This window comes from Enterobacter cloacae complex sp. 394I7, from assembly GCF_057320345.1.
On sequence record NZ_JBXWCR010000001.1, the window covers coordinates 1,606,153 to 1,626,284 of the forward strand.

Sequence of the window (20,132 nt, forward strand, 5' to 3'; positions counted from 1 at the left end):
AACTTGCATCACCATGCTATTTCGCTGAAATAGCGTTAATTGCAGTCAGTTAATACAAACCCTAATAATATGATTTTATATCTGGCAGCCTGACTTTCACCCTCAGCTAAAACTATATGCAAAACATTGCCTGCAAACAAACTGGAATAAACATAAATATCTAAATCGTTATATTTATAGGAGGGACTTAGATCATCGCTATATGTTTTAACCTTTATCCCAGAGATATTTTTCAAGATTTGTTTTTTTAAATCATCATGTATACCCCAAAGAGGTTTGGCATCTTCATTTTTGAAAACAATCTCGCAATCTAACTTTGGTATGGATATTTTTTCTGAATAATCATAAAAATCATCATCCTTTCCATCATATATTGTTCTCTTGGGTTTAAAATTATAACTTCCTAGACTCATGAAATTTATTTCTCTCTAATTTTTTTATCAGCCAATAGTTGTTTTATTGATTTAGATAGTGCATATTGAGCACCCCCTCCTGGTTGTTCAAACCAAGGTATCGCGGGTCCTGCATATGCATGTACTGGAGCAACCACTTCGTAGGTTTTATATGTTTTATCTAGCGTATCCAAAGGCAAGACTCGGCTTTCGAAAGATGCTCCAGCAGGATATTCACGCTGGTTTGTAAGAACCATTTACAATGGAATCTTTGTGCCAATAAAACTTTATTGCCAATGGTTCAATAAATTAATCCACATTTCTTTTTCTCCAGCGATGACTTTTATATTTTCTCTATTTTCTTTTACATACTGCATGTACGTTTCATAAATACCTCTTATTGTCACAGTTTTTTCAGAGCGAGAAGCTTCAATCAAAGTTATTAGCTTTTCTAAATAACATGCGGACTCTACTCTTGACTTAAAAAACTCCTTGAGATAGTCGAGCACCTCATTGTATGAATCGTAATTCATTATTCCTCCGGAAGAATATCAATTTTGTCGAAAGTAATTTCCCGTTTTTCTGCGTGCATTTGTTCTACGCCCCCTTTCCCATACTGCGGATAAGCATTTGTAAATTGTTCTAATGGTGCACCAACTTCATCCCCAAACATTCTTGGATGCCTCACTTGAGGAGTACCATTTTCATAAAGTTGCAATGTATCAAATGTTCCTCTAATTCTTGCATCACTCCAAGAAACATCCGCTGGTAAAGTCGGATCAACTTTATCAGGACCTTTTATCTGAAACGCATCACGAGCCGCTTTACCCGTATAAAATTTTTCGAATCCAAAATATGTTACAGGCACTTTTTTAGTTTCGATAAGACCAGGAACCCATTTATCTAAACTGCCATCGTCATTCAAATATCGGACATAACGATAAGCAGTTGAAGGCATTGTAACGCCTGGACCAGCAGGCCCAACATAGAAATCAGGTTTTGTTTTACCGCTACACTCACGACTCAATCCCCACAGATCCCCCCATCCCAGCGCATTAGGCGCATACTGGTAAAGGTTTATCCCCCCCGCCAGCCCTATCGGGTCCTGCTGCGTAAATCTTCCGCAGTCCGGGTCATAATACCGGAACAGATTGTAGTGCAGCCCTGTCTCACGGTCCAGGTATTGCCCCTGCATGCGCAGGTTCTGAGAATATCCTGACACCTGCGTCCCGCTTCCCTGCAGCAGTTTTTCCCAGGCACTATTCGCCCCTTCCCAGCGCATCTGCTCCTGGCCAGGCAGCGTGTCGTCCTGAACAAGCAAACGCCCGGCGCTGTCATACTGCCAGCGGTATCAGCTGAACGGGTTATCGTCCCGCTATTCCCGTATCAGGTTATTGCGGTAGTCGTAATCCCAGTGGCGGGACTCGCATCGCGGTGCCGGACGCTGGGCATTGCCGGTAAAGGCGTTCCGGCGATGCAGTCGACCAAAATAGTCGTACTCGTTGCGGGTGGTCAGCGCCCCCTGCGTGCAGAATGGAAAAATTGCACTGTTAAAGATGGCGACATACTAAACTTCCTGAGTAAAGTTTAAATAGTTTCAGTTGTGTCTTGAGACTCTCTTTACCTTATGGCATTTACTAATAACCAACGCAATATCTTGTTTTTTATTGAAAGATCAACTAAGGTGTATATAGTGAATCCTGAAAGTGAGTAATTCATCTCGCCATAAATCCAATTTTTACAAAATTATTATCTAACTATTCTTTATGCATTTCATTATACATTCCTCTTTTTTAGAGTCACTTATAAAAGATGTACGAAGAAGATTATTATTTCATTTAGAAAAAAGGGATTAATCCGAGTTTTTATCTCGTATACCAAATAAGGCAGTCATCTATAATAAATTTAAATATCACTATTGGACAATATGACTTCCGTTCCATGAATGGATAACTCATATATGTAATGTACGATTTATTACCATCAGAGATTAAGATCCCATTCAATATATATCCCACAATCAAAGGATCTTTCATTTGATTGCACTGTTATCTCTCCCCATTCATAAGTCCATTTTGTTCCATATGGAGGCTTATTTATCTTTCCCATATTGTTTCTGGAAAATTTATTTTGAACCCATTCTGTCAATCGTCTTTCTTCCTCTTCTAGATTTTTTAACGATGCCCTCTTATCCCAATCTTTGAGTGATTGATAAAAATCTCCGTCTTTACTTGTAAGAAAAAGAGATGGATTAAATGAGAAAATTGCTGGTCTGAACTCTACGATAAAGTTCTGCCCTTCCCATTCAATATCATTTTTCGAAAAATAAAATTTACCTATCTTAGTAAACTGCGGATGGGTTTTGTAAAAGTCAGATGAAGTAAATGTTTCAAAACAACTAAGTTCAATAGGATAATTATCAATTTTAACATTCCCATTTTTTACATTAAATGTCATCTTTTTCATATATCTATAACCTTACCAGGAATTAATTTACCTCTTGCTTCTTCAGGTATGTAAAACTGCCCCCCCCTTTCCGAACTGAGGATTCGCCGTTGCACGACCACTAGCAACAAATATATCCTCAGATACATAATATGCCCTAACTTTGGTTCGTACAGGGAAATCTGGGTTAAGTTTCACTTGTGACACCTCATGATATCCTAATGAATCACCTTTATATTGCCTAACTGTAGGATGAGTTACGGTATATGCAGGTAACTGATCACGATTTGGATGCAATGCATAGAGGATCGTTCCTTTTTTAAGCGTTCTGTTCGGTAACTATCAATACCTTTATAATCTTTATTATGAGGTCCTTGCCACTTACCACATCAGCACCATCAACTTCGCGATAAACTTTCCAGTATTCATTACCATGAATATGAGGTTGAGAGGAAATCTGGACGTTATCTTTCAACACATTCGGTAAGTTTATGGAGTCATAGCGCCAGCGAATGCCACAAAGTCGTCAGTGGTTTGTTAGCATAACCTTAAATACCGAACATCAATAAGATTCATATGATACTTTTTGTTAAGAAAATAATCCGTAATCTTTATAGCAGCGTACACTAATGCACTGTATGAGATATACATATTGTTTTATTGACAACATGCGTACCGTAAAGTTATTAACAGTCCATAACCTGGATTTTTAGAATCGAGGGTCCCACATCGGATTCATTATTCAAATCCTAACACCCTCGATTGTAGTCGAACATTAACATTTTAAATCGAATATATTAAATTAAATAATTTCCGATCTTCACCTTCAGGTCCGAATTTATATTCATCACCAACTAACCTCAGTATTTTTTCTTCATCTACAAAGAAACCTCTGTATACTATAGCGGAAATTATCCTTCCAAATATATCTGAAGAAACATGTCTTCTCAATGTTTTAAGATCTGCTAAATTATCTCTAAGAATATAATAAGCGTAATTCATTAGAATGAAGTTGGATATTAATAAATTTTTTGTAGATTGATACTTATCAAAACACTGATCCAAAGCTTTATATATTATTTTTTTAGATTTTTTATATGCATTAATAAAATTACCAGGATCGATAAGATAGCAATTTTTATCATTAAACAACAGGTGATTATCTTCGTTATTCGCAACAAACAAAAAATTTAATACCGATGATTGATAGTATTTTATAGCCTTAATATCTTCAAAGTTTTTCTTTTTTTCAAATTGTGCATAAAATTGCTCAAGCAATGATAATACAGTTACATTGCCATGCTGGACAGTATTTATACAGAGCCCGTCATTAGTAATGCATAGCAAATTATAAGAGTCATCATCCATGCCCATTTCAAAACACAAAGACCTTAAAAAAAAGCCTTTTGCTTTTATTGCGTAATCTTCTTTGCTGTTTTTTAAGGAAAGAAGTTGATGTATATAAAATAATATAACAATATCTTTATCTATACGCTGTCGATTATCTATTTGAAACAGATAACCTAATCGAGAAAGAAAAACTTCAAATGCATATTTCCCTTCTTCACTTAGGCCTAGCTTCTTTAATGCACGCTGTAACATAAATTTAGGAAAGCAAGTTTGCCAACGACTCAACTCTGCATACTTCCCATTTTCTTTTTTAAAATAAACGGAAAAAAGGTCTGGTTCATGTTTAACATAGACATAATTTCCAAAACTTTCAATCTCTGCTCTCGCATTAGTGAAGTGTTCAATTTTATGTAGATACATTTCAAAAATCATTAAGTAATCCTCTTACCACATTTCTTCCAATTACCTTTAGCATTTTTCTTTTCAATCTGGAATGAAGTGATTTTATCATTAAAACGAGGAAGGATATTTTTACCGATGCCCCCTTGCTCCAGGTTCATTTCTCTTTGATAGAACTCCATCTTTCAGCCCGGTCTCTTTGTAATCAACTTTTGATATATCACTATGTTGATTAAGAAGCTCAACCCCAGAGTCATTTACGGTCATAACGGCACGATACTTTTCATTTCCAGGGTTAAACCCTGGTCGGCTGTCATGATTAACCCATATGGCTTTTTCACCACGATTATTAGGAACCAATCCGCCTTTACCATCGCGTTCAGAAGCTGATGCAATCGCTTCATCTTTACTCATATAGCGTATAACTTCCTCTTGTTTTAATCCCAGAGGGTCTATTCGGGTTAAACTATTTGCACCATACTGGTAAAGGTTTATCCCCCCCGCCAGCCCTATCGGGTCCTGCTGCGTAAACCTACCGCAGTCCGGGTCGTAATACCGGAACAGATTGTAGTGCAGCCCTGTCTCACGGTCCAGGTATTGCCCCTGCGTGCGCAGGTTCTGAGAATATCCTGATACCTGCGTCTCGCTTTCCCGCAGCAGCTTGCCCCAGGCGCTGTTCACCCCTTCCCAGCGCACCTGCCCTTCGCTATCCGTCATCCGCTCCGGCGTGCCGTTGGGCTGGCAGTGGAACCAGAAGATCTCCGGGGCTTCCACGCCGTCAATGTGCGCCAGCGGGTCGTAGCTGTCCTGATCGCTGTAGACACATGTCAGCGGCACGTCCCCGTGCACTTCCTGCAGCAGACGGAACCCTTCCCAGACAAACCGGGTGCTGACCGGCTTGCCGGTTGACTGCCCGCCCAGCATCTGGCGACGCGTTTTGCTGATGCGGAGACCGAGCGGATCGTAGCGGAAGCTGACCTGCGTCTGCGGTTTGTTGCGGTCCCGCGGCTGGCTGATGACTTCCGTCAGGCGATGTTCACCGTCGTAGCGGTAGTGCCAGCGGGTCTGGCCGTTATCCTTCTCCACGGTGCGGCCGTGGATATCATAGCGCCAGCGAATGCCGTTCAGCTGCGTCAGGCGGTTGTGCGTGACTTTCTCAGCAGAACCTTCGAGCAATGAAGGTTCTGTAGTGGTAGCGGTTTGCGCCCCGGTTGAATCCGATACCGCTGAAATGGACGACGCCGGCCGTGAAGAGTCCATGGCCGAGCAGGGTCTGGAAGAGCCGGGCCTGAACCGCGTGATCCGCGCGGGCTATGAGCTGCTGAACCTGCAAACCTACTTCACCGCTGGTGTAAAAGAAGTGCGTGCGTGGACCATCCCTGTCGGTGCGACTGCGCCTCAGGCAGCCGGTAAGATCCACACCGACTTCGAGAAAGGCTTCATTCGTGCGCAGACTATCGCGTTTGAAGACTTTATCACCTACAAAGGTGAGCAAGGCGCGAAAGAAGCGGGCAAGATGCGTGCGGAAGGGAAAGATTACATCGTTAAAGATGGCGATGTGATGAACTTCCTGTTTAACGTTTGATTGGTTTTGAATGAAAAAATCCACGCTTAGGCGCGGATTTTTATTCCGAGATAAATTTCCCAGATAATATTAAATTTAAAAAATACCTTCTTTGAGAGGATGGTATTTTATTCCTCCCCAAGGGTCATCTAGCAAAAACCTAGCAGCAACAGCTTCTTTTGCCGGTACAAGAGTGAAATTATAGTAAATTTCATCGCCTTCACAAATCTCATAAAAGAGTGAATAAACTTTATCGATCACATCTATATTTAAATCGAATTTCTCAGTTGCAGAAGCGATTTGCAGCTTATGTTTATTCGTAATGAAAAATGGTACAACAATACAGCGCTGAGCATTTTCATCCAATTTGAAAGCATACTCTATTTTGATATTGACGATTGCTCCAAACGCGTCCTCTGGTAATGGATCGAATATAACATAATCCTTGTGAAGAACAGCACCTTGAGAAACATTACCCTTTCCCCATTGACTCAGCTTTTCGTCATAGTCTCGGGATCGTAACACTATTTGACTATGTGAAATCAGTAGATCAACTATTTGTATTTTTTTATCATTCATTACATTACCTCGATTTTTATTATCGTTCTACCTATAATGTGAGATCAGGCCATCAAAAATAAAATACCTGTGATATTTTTAAGGTGTTAATGAGTGGCGGTAATACGAAATCTGACAGGGGAAGCACCCTACCCCTGATGCTCAAATATTGGCCAGGATATTATCGACAAGCTCAAACCCTGAAACCCCCATTGTTGTGTAATTAGGGTATTCGGCAACAGATAACCGCCTGATTTCGTCCTCTCCATTATATAAACCACCAGCATAATTAAATATTTTCAATTGTTTTTTTTCTTCTGTAAGATCAGTATAACCAATAATTTTCCAAACGCCTTTGCTGATATTTTGATTGCCGGTAAAGATAACTTTCGTCTCTTTACCAAACTTTTCAAAACTTAGCGGTGTTAATGAACCGCCATCAATAAGCTCTTCAGTCTGCTGTATCGATAATATGCAGAACCCTATTGCTTGCTTAAATTTTTTGCTTGGAGCAAAAACAATATGACAAATCGCATATTTCCCATTGCTCAATGGAATGACAAAGATGTCACCCTGTTTGTATTTTACTTTCATAAGCCATTACCTTTCAGTATTGATAACGCATCATTCAATACTTTTCCACCCCAATCACTGCTATGACCCACAATATCATATGTGCTAACCTTTGGGTTATTAGGACTATACGATCTGATTTTATTGAGGAGATTTGTTAAAGAATTCGTTGACTTAGCTCCACCATTAAGATCCATAATTCTTTGTTCCAAGTATTTAGCTTCAGCTTTGGTCGAATTATTATCAAATATGGTCAACTGTTCCAAAAGAGATTTACCCGGTGTATTCACATGGCTATTCAAACGCGTTGGTGCATCCCCACGTCCTACATTGATAATATTCTTTCCGTCGTGTAGCACCTACAACCATGCATACAATTCATACCGGAACGCTACACATGCACATTCTGGTTGGTCTGTACATAACTTAAAGCCAGAAAGCCTAATCATCTTCTATATCGGGAGGAGGAGTCACAATACCAAGAACTTCTCGCCCAAATCGAATATCTTCATCAGATTTCTTTTTTAACTTAAGGATTACAACCCCCAGCAGAAAATTATTTTTTTCATCTGAATAAACCTTAAAAGAATATGACTTAGTACGGATGTTAATTACAGAAACATTTTCTTTATCAAAGTTTTCAAGAGCAACAATTAACTCATCAAGCCCCTTTACTTTCAATCCGGTGAATTTCGTATTTTCTTTATGCGCTTTCATTGTTCGCAACTCATCTTGAGTATGACTTATGAATGATGCACATTGCATATTATTTTTTTCATTTAGATAAGAACGAAATTCATCCGGTATTTTTTCTCGCGCATACTCAACAAGGCTATCATTTTTCATGGTAAAAACACCTCAACATCGCCACTTCGGATTCCTTTAAGTAAGATTTCTCGTTCCATCCATTCATCAAAAGAATACTCCCACGACCAAGAATCGCCTGACTTAGGAGCACCAACTTTGACTCTTAATATAACACCATCAGGTCCTGCAAAGCTTCTTGCTACATCGGGACTATCTGTCCACGAAGTATATGGGCTGATACTTGATACCCCGCCAAAGTTATGTTGCTCCGGAGTTATTGATGAATGAACATCCCAGGAATCACCTTACCATTAAGTGCATTTTCCCATTCGGGATGGTCTTTATGTATACCCCGGTAATTATATTGCCCTGGTTCCGCATCCGGTAGATGTTTATCAGGTTTAGAAGGCGACAACCCTCACGGCTCCACCCACCCCAGCGCATTCGGCGCATACTGGTAAAGGTTTATCCCCCCCGCCAGCCCTATCGGGACCTGCTGCTCGCTTTCACGCAGCAGCTTGCCCCAGGCGCTGTTCACCGCTTCCCAGCGCACCTGCCCTTCGCTATCCGTCATCCGCTCCGTCGTGCCGTTCGGCTGACAGTGGAACCAGAAGATTTCCGGTGCTTCCACGCCATCAATACGCGCCAGCGGATCGTAGCTGTCCTGACCGCTATAGACACAGGTCAGCGGCACGTCCCCGTGCACTTCCTGCAGCAGGCGGAACCCTTCCCAGACAAACCGGGTGCTGACCGGCTTGCCGGTTGGCTGTCCGCCCAGCATCTGGCGTCGCGTTTTGCTGATGCGTCGTCCGAGCGGATCGTAGCGGTAGTGCCAGCGGGTCTGGCCGTTATCTTTCTCTATGGTGCGGCCGTGAACGTCATAGCGCCAGCGAATGCCGTTCAGCTGCGTCAGGCGGTTGTGCGTAACCTTCGCAGCAGAGCCTTCCAGCGGGTTACCGGTAGCATCCCAGCGCCACTGCTCCTGTTCGGGCAGCGTGCCGTCCTGAACAAGCTAACGCCCGGCGCTGTCGTACTGCCAGCGGTACCAGCTGAACGGGTTATCGTCCCGCTCTTCCCGCACCAGGTTATTACGGTAGTCATAATCCCAGCGGCGGGACCAGCAGCGCGGCGACGGACGCTGCGCATTGCCAGTGAATACATCCCGGCGATGCAGTCGACCAAGACGGTCGTACTCGCTGCGGGTTGTAAGCAGACCCCGGGGGCGGCGATTCTCAAGGTGGAGTCGTTCGTCGCGGGTATACTGACAATTTATTGAGGGAAAGGGTAAGCGAGGCGCAAAAAACAAGCAAGATACATGCAAAAGGAAAAAAATGATATTGTCAAAAATGGCTACGTGATGAACTAATTGTATAACATTTGTTTTTTTGAATCAAAAAATCCACACCAAGGCGTGGATTTTCATTCAGAGATAAACTCCCTCTTCTAATGAGTTTTCAATAAACGTTGCTTTTGTAAAGGAAATTAGAACATCTGAACCTTGCTTTTTAAATTTAACTTTGTAACTACCAGGTTCTAAAATAATAAACTCACCAGAAATAGCATCTGAGTCATCAGGCTCAAGATCTCCGCCCGTGACATCCTCTCCCGCTCCAATGAAAACCTTTCCAGAAGGTACGTTTAAAAATAGTGCCCCAACATATTCGTCAACATTATTTTTTATATGAATTTTATAGGCGCCATCCTCTCCAAGATTGAGAAATAATACATTCCCTTTATTTATTTCTTCAATTTCATCTTCTGGAAGACTCCACCAATCTGCATCATTATCAATTCTATGTTTTAATGACATCAAATCATAAATAACTAATGTGGCAGTATCCGTCTGGACATAAATGGATTTATTCATTTTACCCCCCCTATTGAAATATTATTTCCCTGATGACATCCCCAGCGGAAATCCCGCCTTTTTACCTGTATTTTCCAGGAACTACCGACACTTTTATTAATTGTTTCATTCAGCATTTATACTCTTTGTACAGGCAAATCTTCAACAACTAAATGAACAGATGATCAGCATTTTACTTACTTAGATCAGGAGCTGAGCCGAACATCTTTTCAAAGCACACGGAAACAGCTTGCCTTATCATTTATAAGGGCATTTGATCTTAATACGCTGAGCCAGTTCGAGTTAACGCATTACGCTTCATATCAAAGGAATAAAACCAATCATACCAGCCATTCTCTTGTACTGCATAACTACAGACGACAACCACTTCCTTTGATAGATTGAATGTTAAGTAATAGAAAATAGCGCCTTCAGGAGGTGCAGACGACAACAGTGTTTCGCCCCGAGCATTGAAAATTGTCAAAACGGTTGGTAATGGCTTTGGTTCGCTTAACGCAAAGACTAATTGGCGTGTTGAATCTATCATTGCACAGTCTAAAAATGGCATAGTAATCAGTACGTTACTTTCACCACGCGTCCATTCAAGCAGATCATTTTCTTTAATACAATTGAGATTTTCAATCATAGGTAAATCTAAAATTACAATATTTGATCTGTTTCAAGTCACCTTCAAAAAACCCCACAAGATATACACGGTACCGGGCTGGCTGAACTTCTTTATACGTAAAGACAGTTGAAAAGTCTTTTAAACAGTTTTGACATGTGTTTTTCGAAACATACAATTGGCTTTCATCATAGCTATATTTATTATCTTCACTAAAATACTTCACACCTCTCATTTTCTTAACAAGAAAGCATTTTACCTCTTCGGTGAGCGAGTCAAAACCATATGAATTTACTATGGAATATATTATTACACCTTCGCATTCAGGGCATGCTAGTTCCTTTCCATACTCTATGAAATCATTGTCATTGCCATCCAGGACTAATAACTTCTTTTTCAGTCGATTTGTTATTTTCACTTTATCTAAACCTTTAACTCCATTAATAGACAGGTTAGGTGATAAGCAAATGGGGGGATTTTATTAATTGATAATTTCATTTAGTCAAACATTCCATTCGATATAAATTCCACAGTCGAAGTTTTTTTCATTAGACTGTACAACAATTCTTCCCCATTCATGATCCCATTGAATTCCATATTGAGGATTGTTAATTTCAAGCTTAGGGTTTGAGGTTATTTCATTCTCAACCTATTTTTCGTTTGAACAGTAATTGGTCCTAAAGGGTAGTTACTATTTCTGAGAAATAACAAATTCATGACCAAAGATGGTAATTGTTAATTAAAGGGAAAAATACGTTGCATTTTTAGTTTTTAACTAGAAATTTATGGCTTGCTACAGAGTTTCATAAAAATAGACTTCACAGCAGCAGAATTAAATAAGTCGCAAACTTATTAATTATTCTTTAAGGAAGACTCTCTTCTGTTACCAATCCATCAACAAAGTTGGAAAATGAATTTGTCAGATATCTTTGAATTTTTATATGATTCTCTTGCATAGTCAAATCTTCATCAAAAGAATCTGTAGCAAAATATACAATTGAATAATTATCTAAATTCAGACAAAAGAAATTCCCTCCCCAATCATTTGCGAAAGGAAGTAGGTTCCTAGGAATCACTTCCCTATCCAACATGCTAATATAGCAACCGTCAATTAAAGACCTAGGATCATCATTTGTCTGAGTATTATAAACAAACGGTTTAAATCCTGCTACCTCTACTGGCTCAAAACCTTCATCACCGTCCCACCAACTTTTCTCAGGAATGCCACCATTAAATTGCAGATAATGTGATACGAAATCATCCGGAAGGGTAATAGATAATTTACTTTCCGTTTTATAAATATCTGCACGACCAATCTTTTTTTCACATTTTTTGAAGTTATTCATCAGATTATGACGTAGTAATTACACTCCGTAAGCAATTATATGGAACATATTTATTCAAGCCACCTTTAAAAGGTAAATAACGATGTATTCATGTTCTTTTGCGCAAAAAAAATTCAAGGTATTTTCTAGGTCTATCCTGAAATGCACGCTCTTTGCCGTAGTTATAAGCATCGTTAAAATATTTATACGCTTCCTCAAATTGATTCAACTCATAACAGACCATGCCGAGATCAATTAAGGGTGCAGTGTCTATATCCGATCCACATGTCCGTAATGTCGTCTCTCCCCATTTCTTTGCCTCAGCATAATCCGCCAGATCAAAATATGCGCTGTATATGCATGCACAGATCCAGTTGGCAATTTCCCATTCGAGCTTCGGCTCAGGAAGAGCTTGCCAGGCTTTGTGGTATTGCTCTAACGCCTCAGTATATTTTTTATCATCATGAAACTCATTTCCTTTTTCTATAAAAGATGTAACTCTTTTTTCATCAAATTTATCGTAACCGATTTTCATGTGTTTATTGATGGTGAATCGCAAAGAAACCTCCTAACCAATATAAAAGCTGACATGAGCCATAAATACTTTTGAATAAAGAAGTTCTCTAAAAAATGTTATTTTTAATATTAAAAAATAAAAAGTTAACCAAAAAAGAATTGATTAAACCCTTTTGCCTCAACATCCTTTAGTTTGCCTTTAAGCATAAAATCGATATCTTCCAGAAAATCCTCTCTGAAATTAAAATCATCATCTGTACCATCACCATCATATTTACTTTGCTCTATCTCAATGGCAGAACAAAAAACATCCAAAAAGTCAGCTAAGGAACCGGAAATGATAAAGTTTCGTTTTTCAATACTACCATAAACAGGAGATGTTATATTTCGGGTGTCACAAAAAAGAACGTCTCCATTTCTTTCAGCAAAGATTATATACTCATCGTGCCAGGCCGTATCATTTTGAACTCGCCAACCTGATAATATTTCATTGAGATCTTGAGACTCAACAATTTGTATAAAGAAAGTACCATAAAATGTTGGATGGTCATTTAAAATCAAATGGCTATAAAAAAATCGAATTTCGCCATTTAAATTCACAGGGAGAGAACTTTCATTTTCTTCTGCTGTAAAGTCTATCTCTCCCATATTTAAATCATTCGTTTTGAATTTGATAACAAAGTCTTGAATAGTATTTTTTATATACATCATTCCTCTTTAAGAGTTAACATTATTTATTACTCGTAAAACTACTATGATCTATAGTTGAAAAATGGACTCATCATCCAAAGAAGTTTTTCGCGCCATTAAAAAAGAAAAATAAAGAATCAGTGATGGCACGACACCATTCAATATTAAGGTAGTTTATTGCCCTTTCTCTTACGATTTGAGTCTATTTCGTAGAAATAATCTTCACAGAAAACGTCTAAAGCATTTTCCAGTTGAACAAGCTTCAAACCCCGGAAGCCTTTACTTTCAATAACTTCCTTAACCTCTTTTTTAATAATGATAAACCCTCCTAATAATGTGCCGCTAAACGAAAAAATATCATATTCAATCGCATCATTCTTTAATTCAATTTTAAAAGGTATGATATCTCCGAATTTATCATCTTCAAGAATAGATTTTTCTTCATCTATAACATCCACGCCGGGAAAATATACATATTTAAAATCATCTCGAAGAACTTGTCCATTCCCAATCGAAACTGGTGTTATATCTCGGTCAAAAATAACATTGTGCTTATAATTTTCTAAAATTGAAAATAAAGACTTATCCATCAAGTGCCCAAAGTCTTTTTTATAATAGTCAAATTTCAAAGCCCCAACATTTTTATTGCACAACAAATAAATACGTTCTGGACATGCATCGTCTGTTATTCGATAAGGGAAGGAAAATGCAGAGCCTTCTATTTCGCAGTTTTCATCGATCTGTAATCTTTCATCAACCGTGCCCTGTAAATTTCTTGGCATGAGTGATGATTCAAAGTCATTCATGATCACATAATAGGACATTAATTCATTCCCCTGCATTTTGTTGTGGGAATATGACCCATCCAAATTTAATTCTTCATATCAATCTGGGTCCGCCTTATAGCTATCCTCGTCCCTTTAGCATCTAATATCCCAGAATTATATCGTTGCTCAACACGAGCAATTCGCTGGCGGACAATACCACTATAGTTATGATGATTACTGCTATGGAAAACATCCATTCCTTTCCTGCATCTTGTTTCATTGCTGTTGCGCTGCCTGGCAAATAAATACCATTAAATGCAGAGTCCATGTCTTTACCGATGCCAATATTATTGAAGAATGATCGGTTCTCTTTCCACACCTCAGCGGGTATAACATGGTAAGCAGAGAGTCGATCTCCAACTTTGCCAGACTTATCTTTAACTAATATACCGCTATTAAATAACCCCCCACGGATCCACCCATCCCAGCGCATTCGGCGCATACTGGTAAAGGTTTATCCCCCCGCCAGCCCTATCGGGTCCTGATGCGTAAACCGCCCACAGTCCGGGTCGTAATACCGGAATAGAATGTAGTGCAGACCTGTCTCACGATCCGGGTATTGCCCCGCATACGCAGGTTCTGAGAATATCCTGATAACTGCGTCTCGCTTTCCTGCAGCAGTTTTTCCCAGGCACTATTCGCCCCTTCCCTGCGCATCTGCTCCTGGCCGGGCAGCGTGTCGTCCTGAACAAGCAAACGCCCGGCGCTGTCATACTGCCAGCGGTACCAGCTGAACGGGTTGTCGTCACGCTCTTCCCGCACCAGGTTATTGCGGTAGTCGTAATCCCAGCGGCGGGACCCGCATCGCGGTGCCGGACGTTGGCATTGCCGGTAAAGACGTTCCGGCAATGCAGTCGGTCAAGGCGGTCATATTCGCTGCGGGTGGTCAGCAGCCCCTGGGTGCGGCTGGTCTCACGGTGAAGTTCGTCGCGGCTAAAATCTGAGACCGACAGCTTATTGAGAGCAGGGTGAACAAGGCGCGAAGTAGCAGGCAAGATGCGTGCAGAAGGGAAAGATTACATTGTTAAAGATGGCGATGTGATGAACTTCCTGTTTAACATTTGATTGGTTTTGAATGAGAAAAATCCACGCTTGGGCGTGGATTTTTTTATTGCAGGGTCAAAACACATTGTCTAAAAGTTCTGTTTTCATGCTGGGTTCAAAAGGAATGATTTCAGCAGTTGCAAGCTTTAACGCCTGAAAAGGATCCTTGCGCAAGCGCTCTTCAAAAGAGGCAAGGCTCACAGATTTAGCAAGAATGACGCCACCGTTTCTTGGGCCCCATTTACATTATAAGGCCCAAGTTCCATCACAGACCTTATAATGTTGGCTCTTGATTGAAAAAATCAAAATTTACTTAAAAAAATCATGTCCGTAATTTCACATAATTATCAAAAAACTCAGAAAACGAAGCGTTTAAAGTGTTTGTTTCTTTTCTGGAAAACAAATCATAATTAATAACTCGACCAAAATTTTTGCCGCCACAGTCTATACACCAACAAACTTCGTCATCTTTGAAATAGATAACTGCATAGTTTTCAGGAAGGGAGAACTCAGTCCGGCAATAATTTGTATCATAAAAAACAGCACCTCCGGATTCTTCGAGGGCATTGTTATCAACTACTCCTGAGATCTCCTCTCCAATTACACCGCCGCCGCCAACCAAATGTAAGAACTCTTTAAAATCAAGTGGGAGTTTAATACCCAGATTATTTTCAAGTATGTCAATCTGCTCTAGATCAACCGGGCCTAACCAAAACACCTCGTCTGTAGCATTCTTATCTAAATGCTCAATTGCAGTTTTGATAGTCATCTTTTACACCCTATAAAAAATCCAATGATCTCAACTTCCAATACGCGCTTCTAAATCTGTTGTACTGCCTATCAAGTTCAGGAGTATTTCTAAAACTCCCACCATTCTCAATTAATCCATGCAATTGCTTATGATACAGCTTATGCGTTGATGAAAGAATTTCCACCATCGGTCCAGGCTCTTGTCCAAGAACATGATGGAGGTTAACTTGTTTTCCATCCGTGCCAATCGGAGCATAGCCATTCTTCATCAAATCAACATTTGTCCAACCATCCTTAACTTTCGCTTTGATTGAAGGATGAACTGACGGATGAACCGACTTAGGGACACCTGGATGTATATCAACAGTATTTTTATAGACTGTACGTCCCAGAATTGTTCCAGGCTTATATTTACCTGAGGATGAACACCTACTCAACCCCCACGGATCCACCCACCCCAGCGCATTCGGCGCATACTGGTAAAGGTTTATCCCCCCCGCCAGCCCTATCGGGTCCTGCTGCGTAAACCGCCCGCAGTCCGGGTCGTAATACCGGAACAGATTGTAGTGCAGCCCTGTCTCACGGTCCAGGTATTGCCCCTGCATGCGCAGGTTCTGAGAATATCCTGATACCTGCGTCTCGCTTTCCCGCAGCAGCTTGCCCCAGGCGCTGTTCACCCCTTCCCAGCGCACCTGCCCTTCGATATCCGTCATCCGCTCCGGCGTGCCGTTGGGCTGACAGTGGAACCAGAAGATCTCCGGGGCATCTACGCCGTCAATACGCGCCAGCGGGTCGTAGCTGTCCTGATCGCTATAGACGTAGGTCAGTGGCACGTCCCCGTGCACTTCCTGCAGCAGGCGGAACCCTTCCCAGACAAACCGGGTGGTGATCGGCTTGCCGGTTGGCTGTCCTCCCAGCATCTGGCGTCGCGTTTTGCTGATGCGTCGCCCAAGCGGATCGTAGCGGAAGCTGATCTGCGTCTGAGGTTTGTTGCGGTCCCGCGGCTGGCTGATGACTTCCGTCAGACGGTGCTCACCGTCGTAGCGGTAGTGCCAGCGGGTCTGGCCGTTATCTTTCTCCACGGTGCGGCCGTGGATGTCATAGCGCCAGCGAATGCCGTTCAGCTGCGTCAGGCGGTTGTGCGTGACCTTCTCAGCAGATCCTTCGAGCGGGTTACCGGCAGCGTCCCAGCGCCACTGCTCCTGGCCAGGCAGCGTGCCGTCCTGAACGAGCAGACGCCCGGCGCTGTCGTACTGCCAGCGGTACCAGCTGAACGGGTTATCGTCCCGCTCTTCCCGCACCAGGTTATTGCGGTAGTCGTAATCCCAGCGGCGGGACCAGCGGCGCGGCGACGGGCGCTGGGCATTGCCGGTAAAGACGTCCCGGCGATGCAGTCGCCCAAGACGATCGTATTCGCTACGGGTGGTCAGCAGCCCCTGGGTGCGGCTGGTCTCCCGGTGGAGTTCGTCGCGGGTAAAATCGGAGACCGACAGCTTATCGAGGGCAATGCTGAGCAGATGCCCGCTGCCGTAGTAGAACTGTTTCAGCTCGCGGCCATCGGGCAGCGTGACGGAGGTGCGGTTGCCAAGAGCATCATACTCCCATGCCAGCTCACCGTGCTCGCCCACTTCACGCGTGACACGCCCCAGGGCGTCATACTCAAAGGCAAGTTCCTGTTCTGCCTCTGCACTCCAGGCGTCAACGGAAAGTGCCGGATGAAGTCCAATACGACTCAGCAAACCTGACGGTGTGTAGTGATAACGGGTCTGCCCTTCCGGCGTGGTGCGGGCAACCAGCTGGCCACTCGCGCTCCAGGCGAAGGCATGGGTGATGGCTTCCGGATGACCGGCGGCAAACGTGCGCGCTATCGTACGCCCGCAGGCGTCATAGCGATACTGTGAGGCCACGCCATCGAGCCCCACCTCTTCCAGCAGCAGCGAGTCGGGCCCCCAGCGGAACTGATAGGCTTCGCCATTTTCATTTTCCAGGGCAATCAGTCGCCCTCGGCTGTCCCAGCGGCGACGGACCTCTTCACCCTGAGTATTACGCGTAGCGGTTAATCGTCCTGCCTCGTCGTATTTAAACTCACTTTCTTTGCCATCAGCGCCCGCATGCGTCACCGGCAGGCCGCGTTCGTTCCATGCGAGCGACTCTGTCCAGCCTTCCGGTCGATCGAGTTGCACCGGACGCCCTGCGGCATCGTAGCGATAGCGCGTCTCTTCGCCGTCAGCGCCGATCTCAGTCGTTAACCAGCCCAGCGGATGATAGGTATAGCGGGTTATTCGTCCTGAACAGTCTGTGGCACGAATGACCTGCCCGGCCTCGTTGTACTCCTGGTAGCGACTGTTTCCCGCGGCATCAACTTCTTCAACGACCTGACCAAACTCGTCCCGGCACAGCAGTGTTGTCTGCCCCATCGGGTCCACCACACGCTTCAGCCCGTGATGTTCGTCGTACCAGAAACGGGTCGCACTGCCGTCGGCTTCAATGATGGCTGACGGCAGCGCGCGGTGCTCCAGCCAGGTGGTGGTGCGGGTATTGCCGTCGGCGTCGATTTCCTGCACCCGGTTGCCCATTTCGTCGTAGACGAAGGTGACGGCGTTACCGAGCGGATCGATGCGACGGGTCAGAAGTTCGTTGTCATCCCACTCATAGCGCCAGTTTTCACCGCGCTCGTCCACGTAACGGACAATCAGATTCTGGGCATTCCAGTAGTGGCGGCGCGTCTGACCATCGTAGTGCTCGACGGTCGTCAACCCGGCGGCTAAATCGTAGGTGAAGCGGCAGCCGTCGCCGGTGCTGGTGCGGTTTTCCACGACGCGCCAGTGGTCGAATTTTTGCCAGCGGTATTCGCTCTCCAGCCCGCCCGGCAGGCGGTGCCAGACCATCAGGCCGTGGTCGTTATAGCGGTATTCACGCGTCACTACGCCAGAGGCATCCGTCACGCTCGCCAGCTGGCCGCATGCATCGTAACCCCACTGCATCAGCGGCCAGGTACGGTTGCCGTCAAAATGGCTGGCAGAGGTGGCACGCTGCGGGAAACGCTCATCTTCATAGCGCAGGGTGACATCAATCGCCCGTGGCTCATCGTGAAGATTGACCAGCCTGTCGTGTTCATCCCACTCCGTCAGCAGCGCGTTACCGTATTCGTCGCTGAGGGAGGCCATACGCAGGAGGGTGGGATTCGCCCGGGTCGGTTTATACAGACGCCACACCGCGCCGTCGTCGTCGGCAATCGCCACGTCGCCGCTCTCATTGCGGCGGATGATGATGCCTTCACTGATGCTGTAAAACGCGCGATCGACGGGCGGCAGCTCAAAGCTTAGCTCACGGCCGGTTTCGTCGAACCAGGTGGCGTTGTTCTCTTCGAGCGTCAGATAGCTGTCAAAGGTTGTCGCCCAACCCAGACCAAACAGCCCTTCACGGGTGGTCAGGCTGTTGTAGCTGCGCTGCCAGCGCAGCGGGAAGCGCCCCGGCAGCGAGAAATCGAGTTCATCGTCATCATTCAGCACCTTCACGCCGGTTGCAGCATGTACCGGGTGCGAGGAGCCAAACACAGCATTAACGGCCATATCGGCCAGCATGCCACCGCCGGCTGCCGCCAGTGCACAGGGCATATTTTTCAGGATTTTACCCGGACGTCCGCGCAGCAGGGAGAGCGCGATCATCCCCAGCGCCAGACCCGGCGTTTTACCGCTTTTGATATCGCGGACCGTGAGCGTGTCCCCGCCGATGATCACGTTCGGGGAGACATCGTCGGAAACGGTGCCTTCGCAGGTGGTGCGATCTTTTGCACGTACCGCGGGCTGCCCGTTAATGAAGACGCTTTTAGAGCCTTCCGCCAGATACTGCGGCCCGGAGTGCTTTTCGCACGCCACCTTGTCTTCTTCCAGCGGCGAGGTTCCCGCGGCGGCAGAAGCCACGCTCGGCTGCCACATCTCGCTGCCAAACTGTCCAGCGGCGGAAAGCAGCATGCCGGCGTAATCGGCAAAGCTGCCCGGAGACTGTGGTTCAGGTGACGGTGTGTCGGCGGGCGTCAGCGTCCCGGCCGCTCGTGCAGCGGGAATCGCGTTCGTCAGAACGTTATCAGACCCGGTGGTAATTTTGCCCGCTGGTGACGGCGGGAACAGCGCGTTGCCTAAGCCTTCGGCGGCGTTGCTGATATCGTCAGTTATACCTGCCACGTTTGCCAGTACGCCGCCAATGATCCCACTTAACAGACAACTGGATCCAATCGCCGCCACGCCCGCGGCGGCGGCACCCGCCCCCAGCAGCGGAGCAGCAACGGTTGCCGCCGCGCCTACGGCAGCGCCGATAACGGCATAGGCCGCACCTTCCGCCACAATACTGGTGATATCCGCAAAAATGCTGGAGTGAATGATCTCGTCGCCCTGACGGGCCGCGTTGTTATCGCTCATGCC

General features: G+C 44.3%; 18 protein-coding genes and 6 pseudogenes. 2 read left to right on the forward strand and 22 right to left on the reverse strand.

The features are described from left to right. Nucleotides 1–35 precede the first annotated feature (35 nt). The 7 genes and pseudogenes from AC2FAP_RS07830 to AC2FAP_RS07860 form a co-directional block, all read right to left on the reverse strand. Nucleotides 36–413 (reverse strand): hypothetical protein, encoded by a 378-nt coding sequence (locus tag AC2FAP_RS07830; RefSeq protein WP_049023488.1) that lies wholly within the window; start codon nucleotides 411–413, stop codon nucleotides 36–38. A 5-nt stretch (nucleotides 414–418) separates the two neighbouring features. Further along, entirely contained in the window at nucleotides 419–649 is a 231-nt protein-coding gene (locus AC2FAP_RS07835; RefSeq protein ID WP_449541725.1) for a TNT domain-containing protein, read from the reverse strand. A gap of 30 nt (nucleotides 650–679) precedes the next feature. Next, nucleotides 680–925, reverse strand: coding sequence for a hypothetical protein (locus AC2FAP_RS07840; protein ID WP_449541726.1), 246 nt, complete (start codon nucleotides 923–925; stop codon nucleotides 680–682). Beyond that, nucleotides 925–1,677: pseudogene (locus AC2FAP_RS07845) on the reverse strand (RHS repeat-associated core domain-containing protein); the annotation flags it as partial. The gene AC2FAP_RS07840 and the pseudogene AC2FAP_RS07845, both read right to left, overlap by 1 nt. Before the next feature lie 698 nt (nucleotides 1,678–2,375). Beyond that, nucleotides 2,376–2,858 carry a hypothetical protein gene (locus AC2FAP_RS07850; RefSeq protein WP_449541727.1) on the reverse strand — a complete coding sequence of 161 codons (483 nt, stop codon included), beginning with the start codon at nucleotides 2,856–2,858 and terminating at the stop codon, nucleotides 2,376–2,378. A 762-nt stretch (nucleotides 2,859–3,620) separates the two neighbouring features. Next, nucleotides 3,621–4,619, reverse strand: a complete 999-nt coding sequence (locus AC2FAP_RS07855; protein ID WP_449541728.1) for a hypothetical protein — start codon at nucleotides 4,617–4,619, stop codon at nucleotides 3,621–3,623. Then, nucleotides 4,619–5,759, reverse strand: a pseudogene (locus AC2FAP_RS07860) (RHS repeat domain-containing protein); the annotation flags it as partial. The gene AC2FAP_RS07855 and the pseudogene AC2FAP_RS07860, both read right to left, overlap by 1 nt. Between AC2FAP_RS07860 and AC2FAP_RS07865 the strand changes: the two are divergent. Next, nucleotides 5,749–6,171 (forward strand): annotated as a pseudogene (locus tag AC2FAP_RS07865) (DUF933 domain-containing protein); the annotation flags it as partial. The pseudogenes AC2FAP_RS07860 and AC2FAP_RS07865 sit on opposite strands and share 11 nt — an antisense overlap. Before the next feature lie 75 nt (nucleotides 6,172–6,246). Here the strand turns inward: AC2FAP_RS07865 and comJ are convergent. From comJ to AC2FAP_RS07930, 13 genes and pseudogenes are all read right to left on the reverse strand, one after another. Further along, nucleotides 6,247–6,729 carry a competence protein ComJ gene (comJ, locus tag AC2FAP_RS07870; protein WP_449541729.1) on the reverse strand — a complete coding sequence of 161 codons (483 nt, stop codon included), beginning with the start codon at nucleotides 6,727–6,729 and terminating at the stop codon, nucleotides 6,247–6,249. Nucleotides 6,730–6,870: 141 nt separating this feature from the next. Next, entirely contained in the window at nucleotides 6,871–7,302 is a 432-nt protein-coding gene (locus AC2FAP_RS07875; protein WP_395015132.1) for an immunity 26/phosphotriesterase HocA family protein, read from the reverse strand. After that, nucleotides 7,299–7,640, reverse strand: coding sequence for a hypothetical protein (locus tag AC2FAP_RS07880; RefSeq protein WP_196354576.1), 342 nt, complete (start codon nucleotides 7,638–7,640; stop codon nucleotides 7,299–7,301). Before AC2FAP_RS07880 ends, AC2FAP_RS07875 begins: the two co-directional genes overlap by 4 nt. Before the next feature lie 82 nt (nucleotides 7,641–7,722). Beyond that, complete coding sequence (locus AC2FAP_RS07885; protein ID WP_395015136.1) at nucleotides 7,723–8,127, reverse strand: hypothetical protein; 405 nt, start codon at nucleotides 8,125–8,127, stop codon at nucleotides 7,723–7,725. Between the two features lie 382 nt (nucleotides 8,128–8,509). Continuing rightward, nucleotides 8,510–9,349, reverse strand: a pseudogene (locus tag AC2FAP_RS07890) (RHS repeat domain-containing protein); the annotation flags it as partial. A 162-nt stretch (nucleotides 9,350–9,511) separates the two neighbouring features. Then, complete coding sequence (locus tag AC2FAP_RS07895) at nucleotides 9,512–9,955, reverse strand: DUF6386 family protein (RefSeq protein ID WP_049021894.1); 444 nt, start codon at nucleotides 9,953–9,955, stop codon at nucleotides 9,512–9,514. Nucleotides 9,956–10,214: 259 nt separating this feature from the next. Further along, a complete protein-coding gene (locus tag AC2FAP_RS07900; RefSeq protein WP_449541730.1) occupies nucleotides 10,215–10,580 on the reverse strand; it encodes a hypothetical protein in 366 nt (121 codons plus the stop codon). Between the two features lie 842 nt (nucleotides 10,581–11,422). Next, nucleotides 11,423–11,905 (reverse strand): SMI1/KNR4 family protein, encoded by a 483-nt coding sequence (locus AC2FAP_RS07905; protein ID WP_138614188.1) that lies wholly within the window; start codon nucleotides 11,903–11,905, stop codon nucleotides 11,423–11,425. Nucleotides 11,906–11,993: 88 nt separating this feature from the next. Beyond that, nucleotides 11,994–12,419, reverse strand: coding sequence for a hypothetical protein (locus AC2FAP_RS07910; RefSeq protein WP_032669715.1), 426 nt, complete (start codon nucleotides 12,417–12,419; stop codon nucleotides 11,994–11,996). Nucleotides 12,420–12,544: 125 nt separating this feature from the next. Further along, complete coding sequence (locus AC2FAP_RS07915; protein WP_449541731.1) at nucleotides 12,545–13,111, reverse strand: hypothetical protein; 567 nt, start codon at nucleotides 13,109–13,111, stop codon at nucleotides 12,545–12,547. A 143-nt stretch (nucleotides 13,112–13,254) separates the two neighbouring features. Continuing rightward, on the reverse strand, nucleotides 13,255–13,914 hold the full coding sequence (locus AC2FAP_RS07920; protein ID WP_138614190.1) for an Imm43 family immunity protein: 660 nt from the start codon (nucleotides 13,912–13,914) through the stop codon (nucleotides 13,255–13,257). Nucleotides 13,915–14,017: 103 nt separating this feature from the next. After that, on the reverse strand, nucleotides 14,018–14,350 hold the full coding sequence (locus AC2FAP_RS07925; protein WP_049021902.1) for a hypothetical protein: 333 nt from the start codon (nucleotides 14,348–14,350) through the stop codon (nucleotides 14,018–14,020). Then, nucleotides 14,319–14,494: pseudogene (locus AC2FAP_RS07930) on the reverse strand (RHS repeat-associated core domain-containing protein); the annotation flags it as partial. The gene AC2FAP_RS07925 and the pseudogene AC2FAP_RS07930, both read right to left, overlap by 32 nt. Nucleotides 14,495–14,881: 387 nt before the next feature. Here AC2FAP_RS07930 and AC2FAP_RS07935 point away from each other — a divergent pair. Then, nucleotides 14,882–14,982, forward strand: a pseudogene (locus AC2FAP_RS07935) (DUF933 domain-containing protein); the annotation flags it as partial. Between the two features lie 301 nt (nucleotides 14,983–15,283). On the opposite strand, the gene AC2FAP_RS07940 reads toward AC2FAP_RS07935, so the two are convergent. Together AC2FAP_RS07940 and AC2FAP_RS07945 are read right to left on the reverse strand one after the other, a co-directional pair. After that, on the reverse strand, nucleotides 15,284–15,730 hold the full coding sequence (locus AC2FAP_RS07940; protein WP_449541732.1) for an SMI1/KNR4 family protein: 447 nt from the start codon (nucleotides 15,728–15,730) through the stop codon (nucleotides 15,284–15,286). A 10-nt stretch (nucleotides 15,731–15,740) separates the two neighbouring features. Further along, nucleotides 15,741–20,129: an RHS repeat-associated core domain-containing protein gene (locus tag AC2FAP_RS07945; protein ID WP_449541733.1), complete on the reverse strand. Its 4,389-nt coding sequence runs from the start codon at nucleotides 20,127–20,129 to the stop codon at nucleotides 15,741–15,743. Between the last annotated feature and the right edge of the window lie 3 nt (nucleotides 20,130–20,132).

What these genes read in the sequence shown, in the direction of transcription:
- AC2FAP_RS07830 (WP_049023488.1), bottom strand. Translation starts at nt 413, where the DNA reads ATGAGTCTAGGAAGTTATAATTTTAAACCCAAGAGAACAATATATGAT.
- AC2FAP_RS07835 (WP_449541725.1), bottom strand. Translation starts at nt 649, where the DNA reads ATGGTTCTTACAAACCAGCGTGAATATCCTGCTGGAGCATCTTTCGAA.
- AC2FAP_RS07840 (WP_449541726.1), bottom strand. Translation starts at nt 925, where the DNA reads ATGAATTACGATTCATACAATGAGGTGCTCGACTATCTCAAGGAGTTT.
- AC2FAP_RS07850 (WP_449541727.1), bottom strand. Translation starts at nt 2,858, where the DNA reads ATGAAAAAGATGACATTTAATGTAAAAAATGGGAATGTTAAAATTGAT.
- AC2FAP_RS07855 (WP_449541728.1), bottom strand. Translation starts at nt 4,619, where the DNA reads ATGATTTTTGAAATGTATCTACATAAAATTGAACACTTCACTAATGCG.
- comJ (WP_449541729.1), bottom strand. Translation starts at nt 6,729, where the DNA reads ATGAATGATAAAAAAATACAAATAGTTGATCTACTGATTTCACATAGT.
- AC2FAP_RS07875 (WP_395015132.1), bottom strand. Translation starts at nt 7,302, where the DNA reads ATGAAAGTAAAATACAAACAGGGTGACATCTTTGTCATTCCATTGAGC.
- AC2FAP_RS07885 (WP_395015136.1), bottom strand. Translation starts at nt 8,127, where the DNA reads ATGAAAAATGATAGCCTTGTTGAGTATGCGCGAGAAAAAATACCGGAT.
- AC2FAP_RS07895 (WP_049021894.1), bottom strand. Translation starts at nt 9,955, where the DNA reads ATGAATAAATCCATTTATGTCCAGACGGATACTGCCACATTAGTTATT.
- AC2FAP_RS07900 (WP_449541730.1), bottom strand. Translation starts at nt 10,580, where the DNA reads ATGATTGAAAATCTCAATTGTATTAAAGAAAATGATCTGCTTGAATGG.
- AC2FAP_RS07905 (WP_138614188.1), bottom strand. Translation starts at nt 11,905, where the DNA reads ATGAATAACTTCAAAAAATGTGAAAAAAAGATTGGTCGTGCAGATATT.
- AC2FAP_RS07910 (WP_032669715.1), bottom strand. Translation starts at nt 12,419, where the DNA reads ATGAAAATCGGTTACGATAAATTTGATGAAAAAAGAGTTACATCTTTT.
- AC2FAP_RS07915 (WP_449541731.1), bottom strand. Translation starts at nt 13,111, where the DNA reads ATGATGTATATAAAAAATACTATTCAAGACTTTGTTATCAAATTCAAA.
- AC2FAP_RS07920 (WP_138614190.1), bottom strand. Translation starts at nt 13,914, where the DNA reads ATGTCCTATTATGTGATCATGAATGACTTTGAATCATCACTCATGCCA.
- AC2FAP_RS07925 (WP_049021902.1), bottom strand. Translation starts at nt 14,350, where the DNA reads ATGCGCTGGGATGGGTGGATCCGTGGGGGGTTATTTAATAGCGGTATA.
- AC2FAP_RS07940 (WP_449541732.1), bottom strand. Translation starts at nt 15,730, where the DNA reads ATGACTATCAAAACTGCAATTGAGCATTTAGATAAGAATGCTACAGAC.
- AC2FAP_RS07945 (WP_449541733.1), bottom strand. Translation starts at nt 20,129, where the DNA reads ATGAGCGATAACAACGCGGCCCGTCAGGGCGACGAGATCATTCACTCC.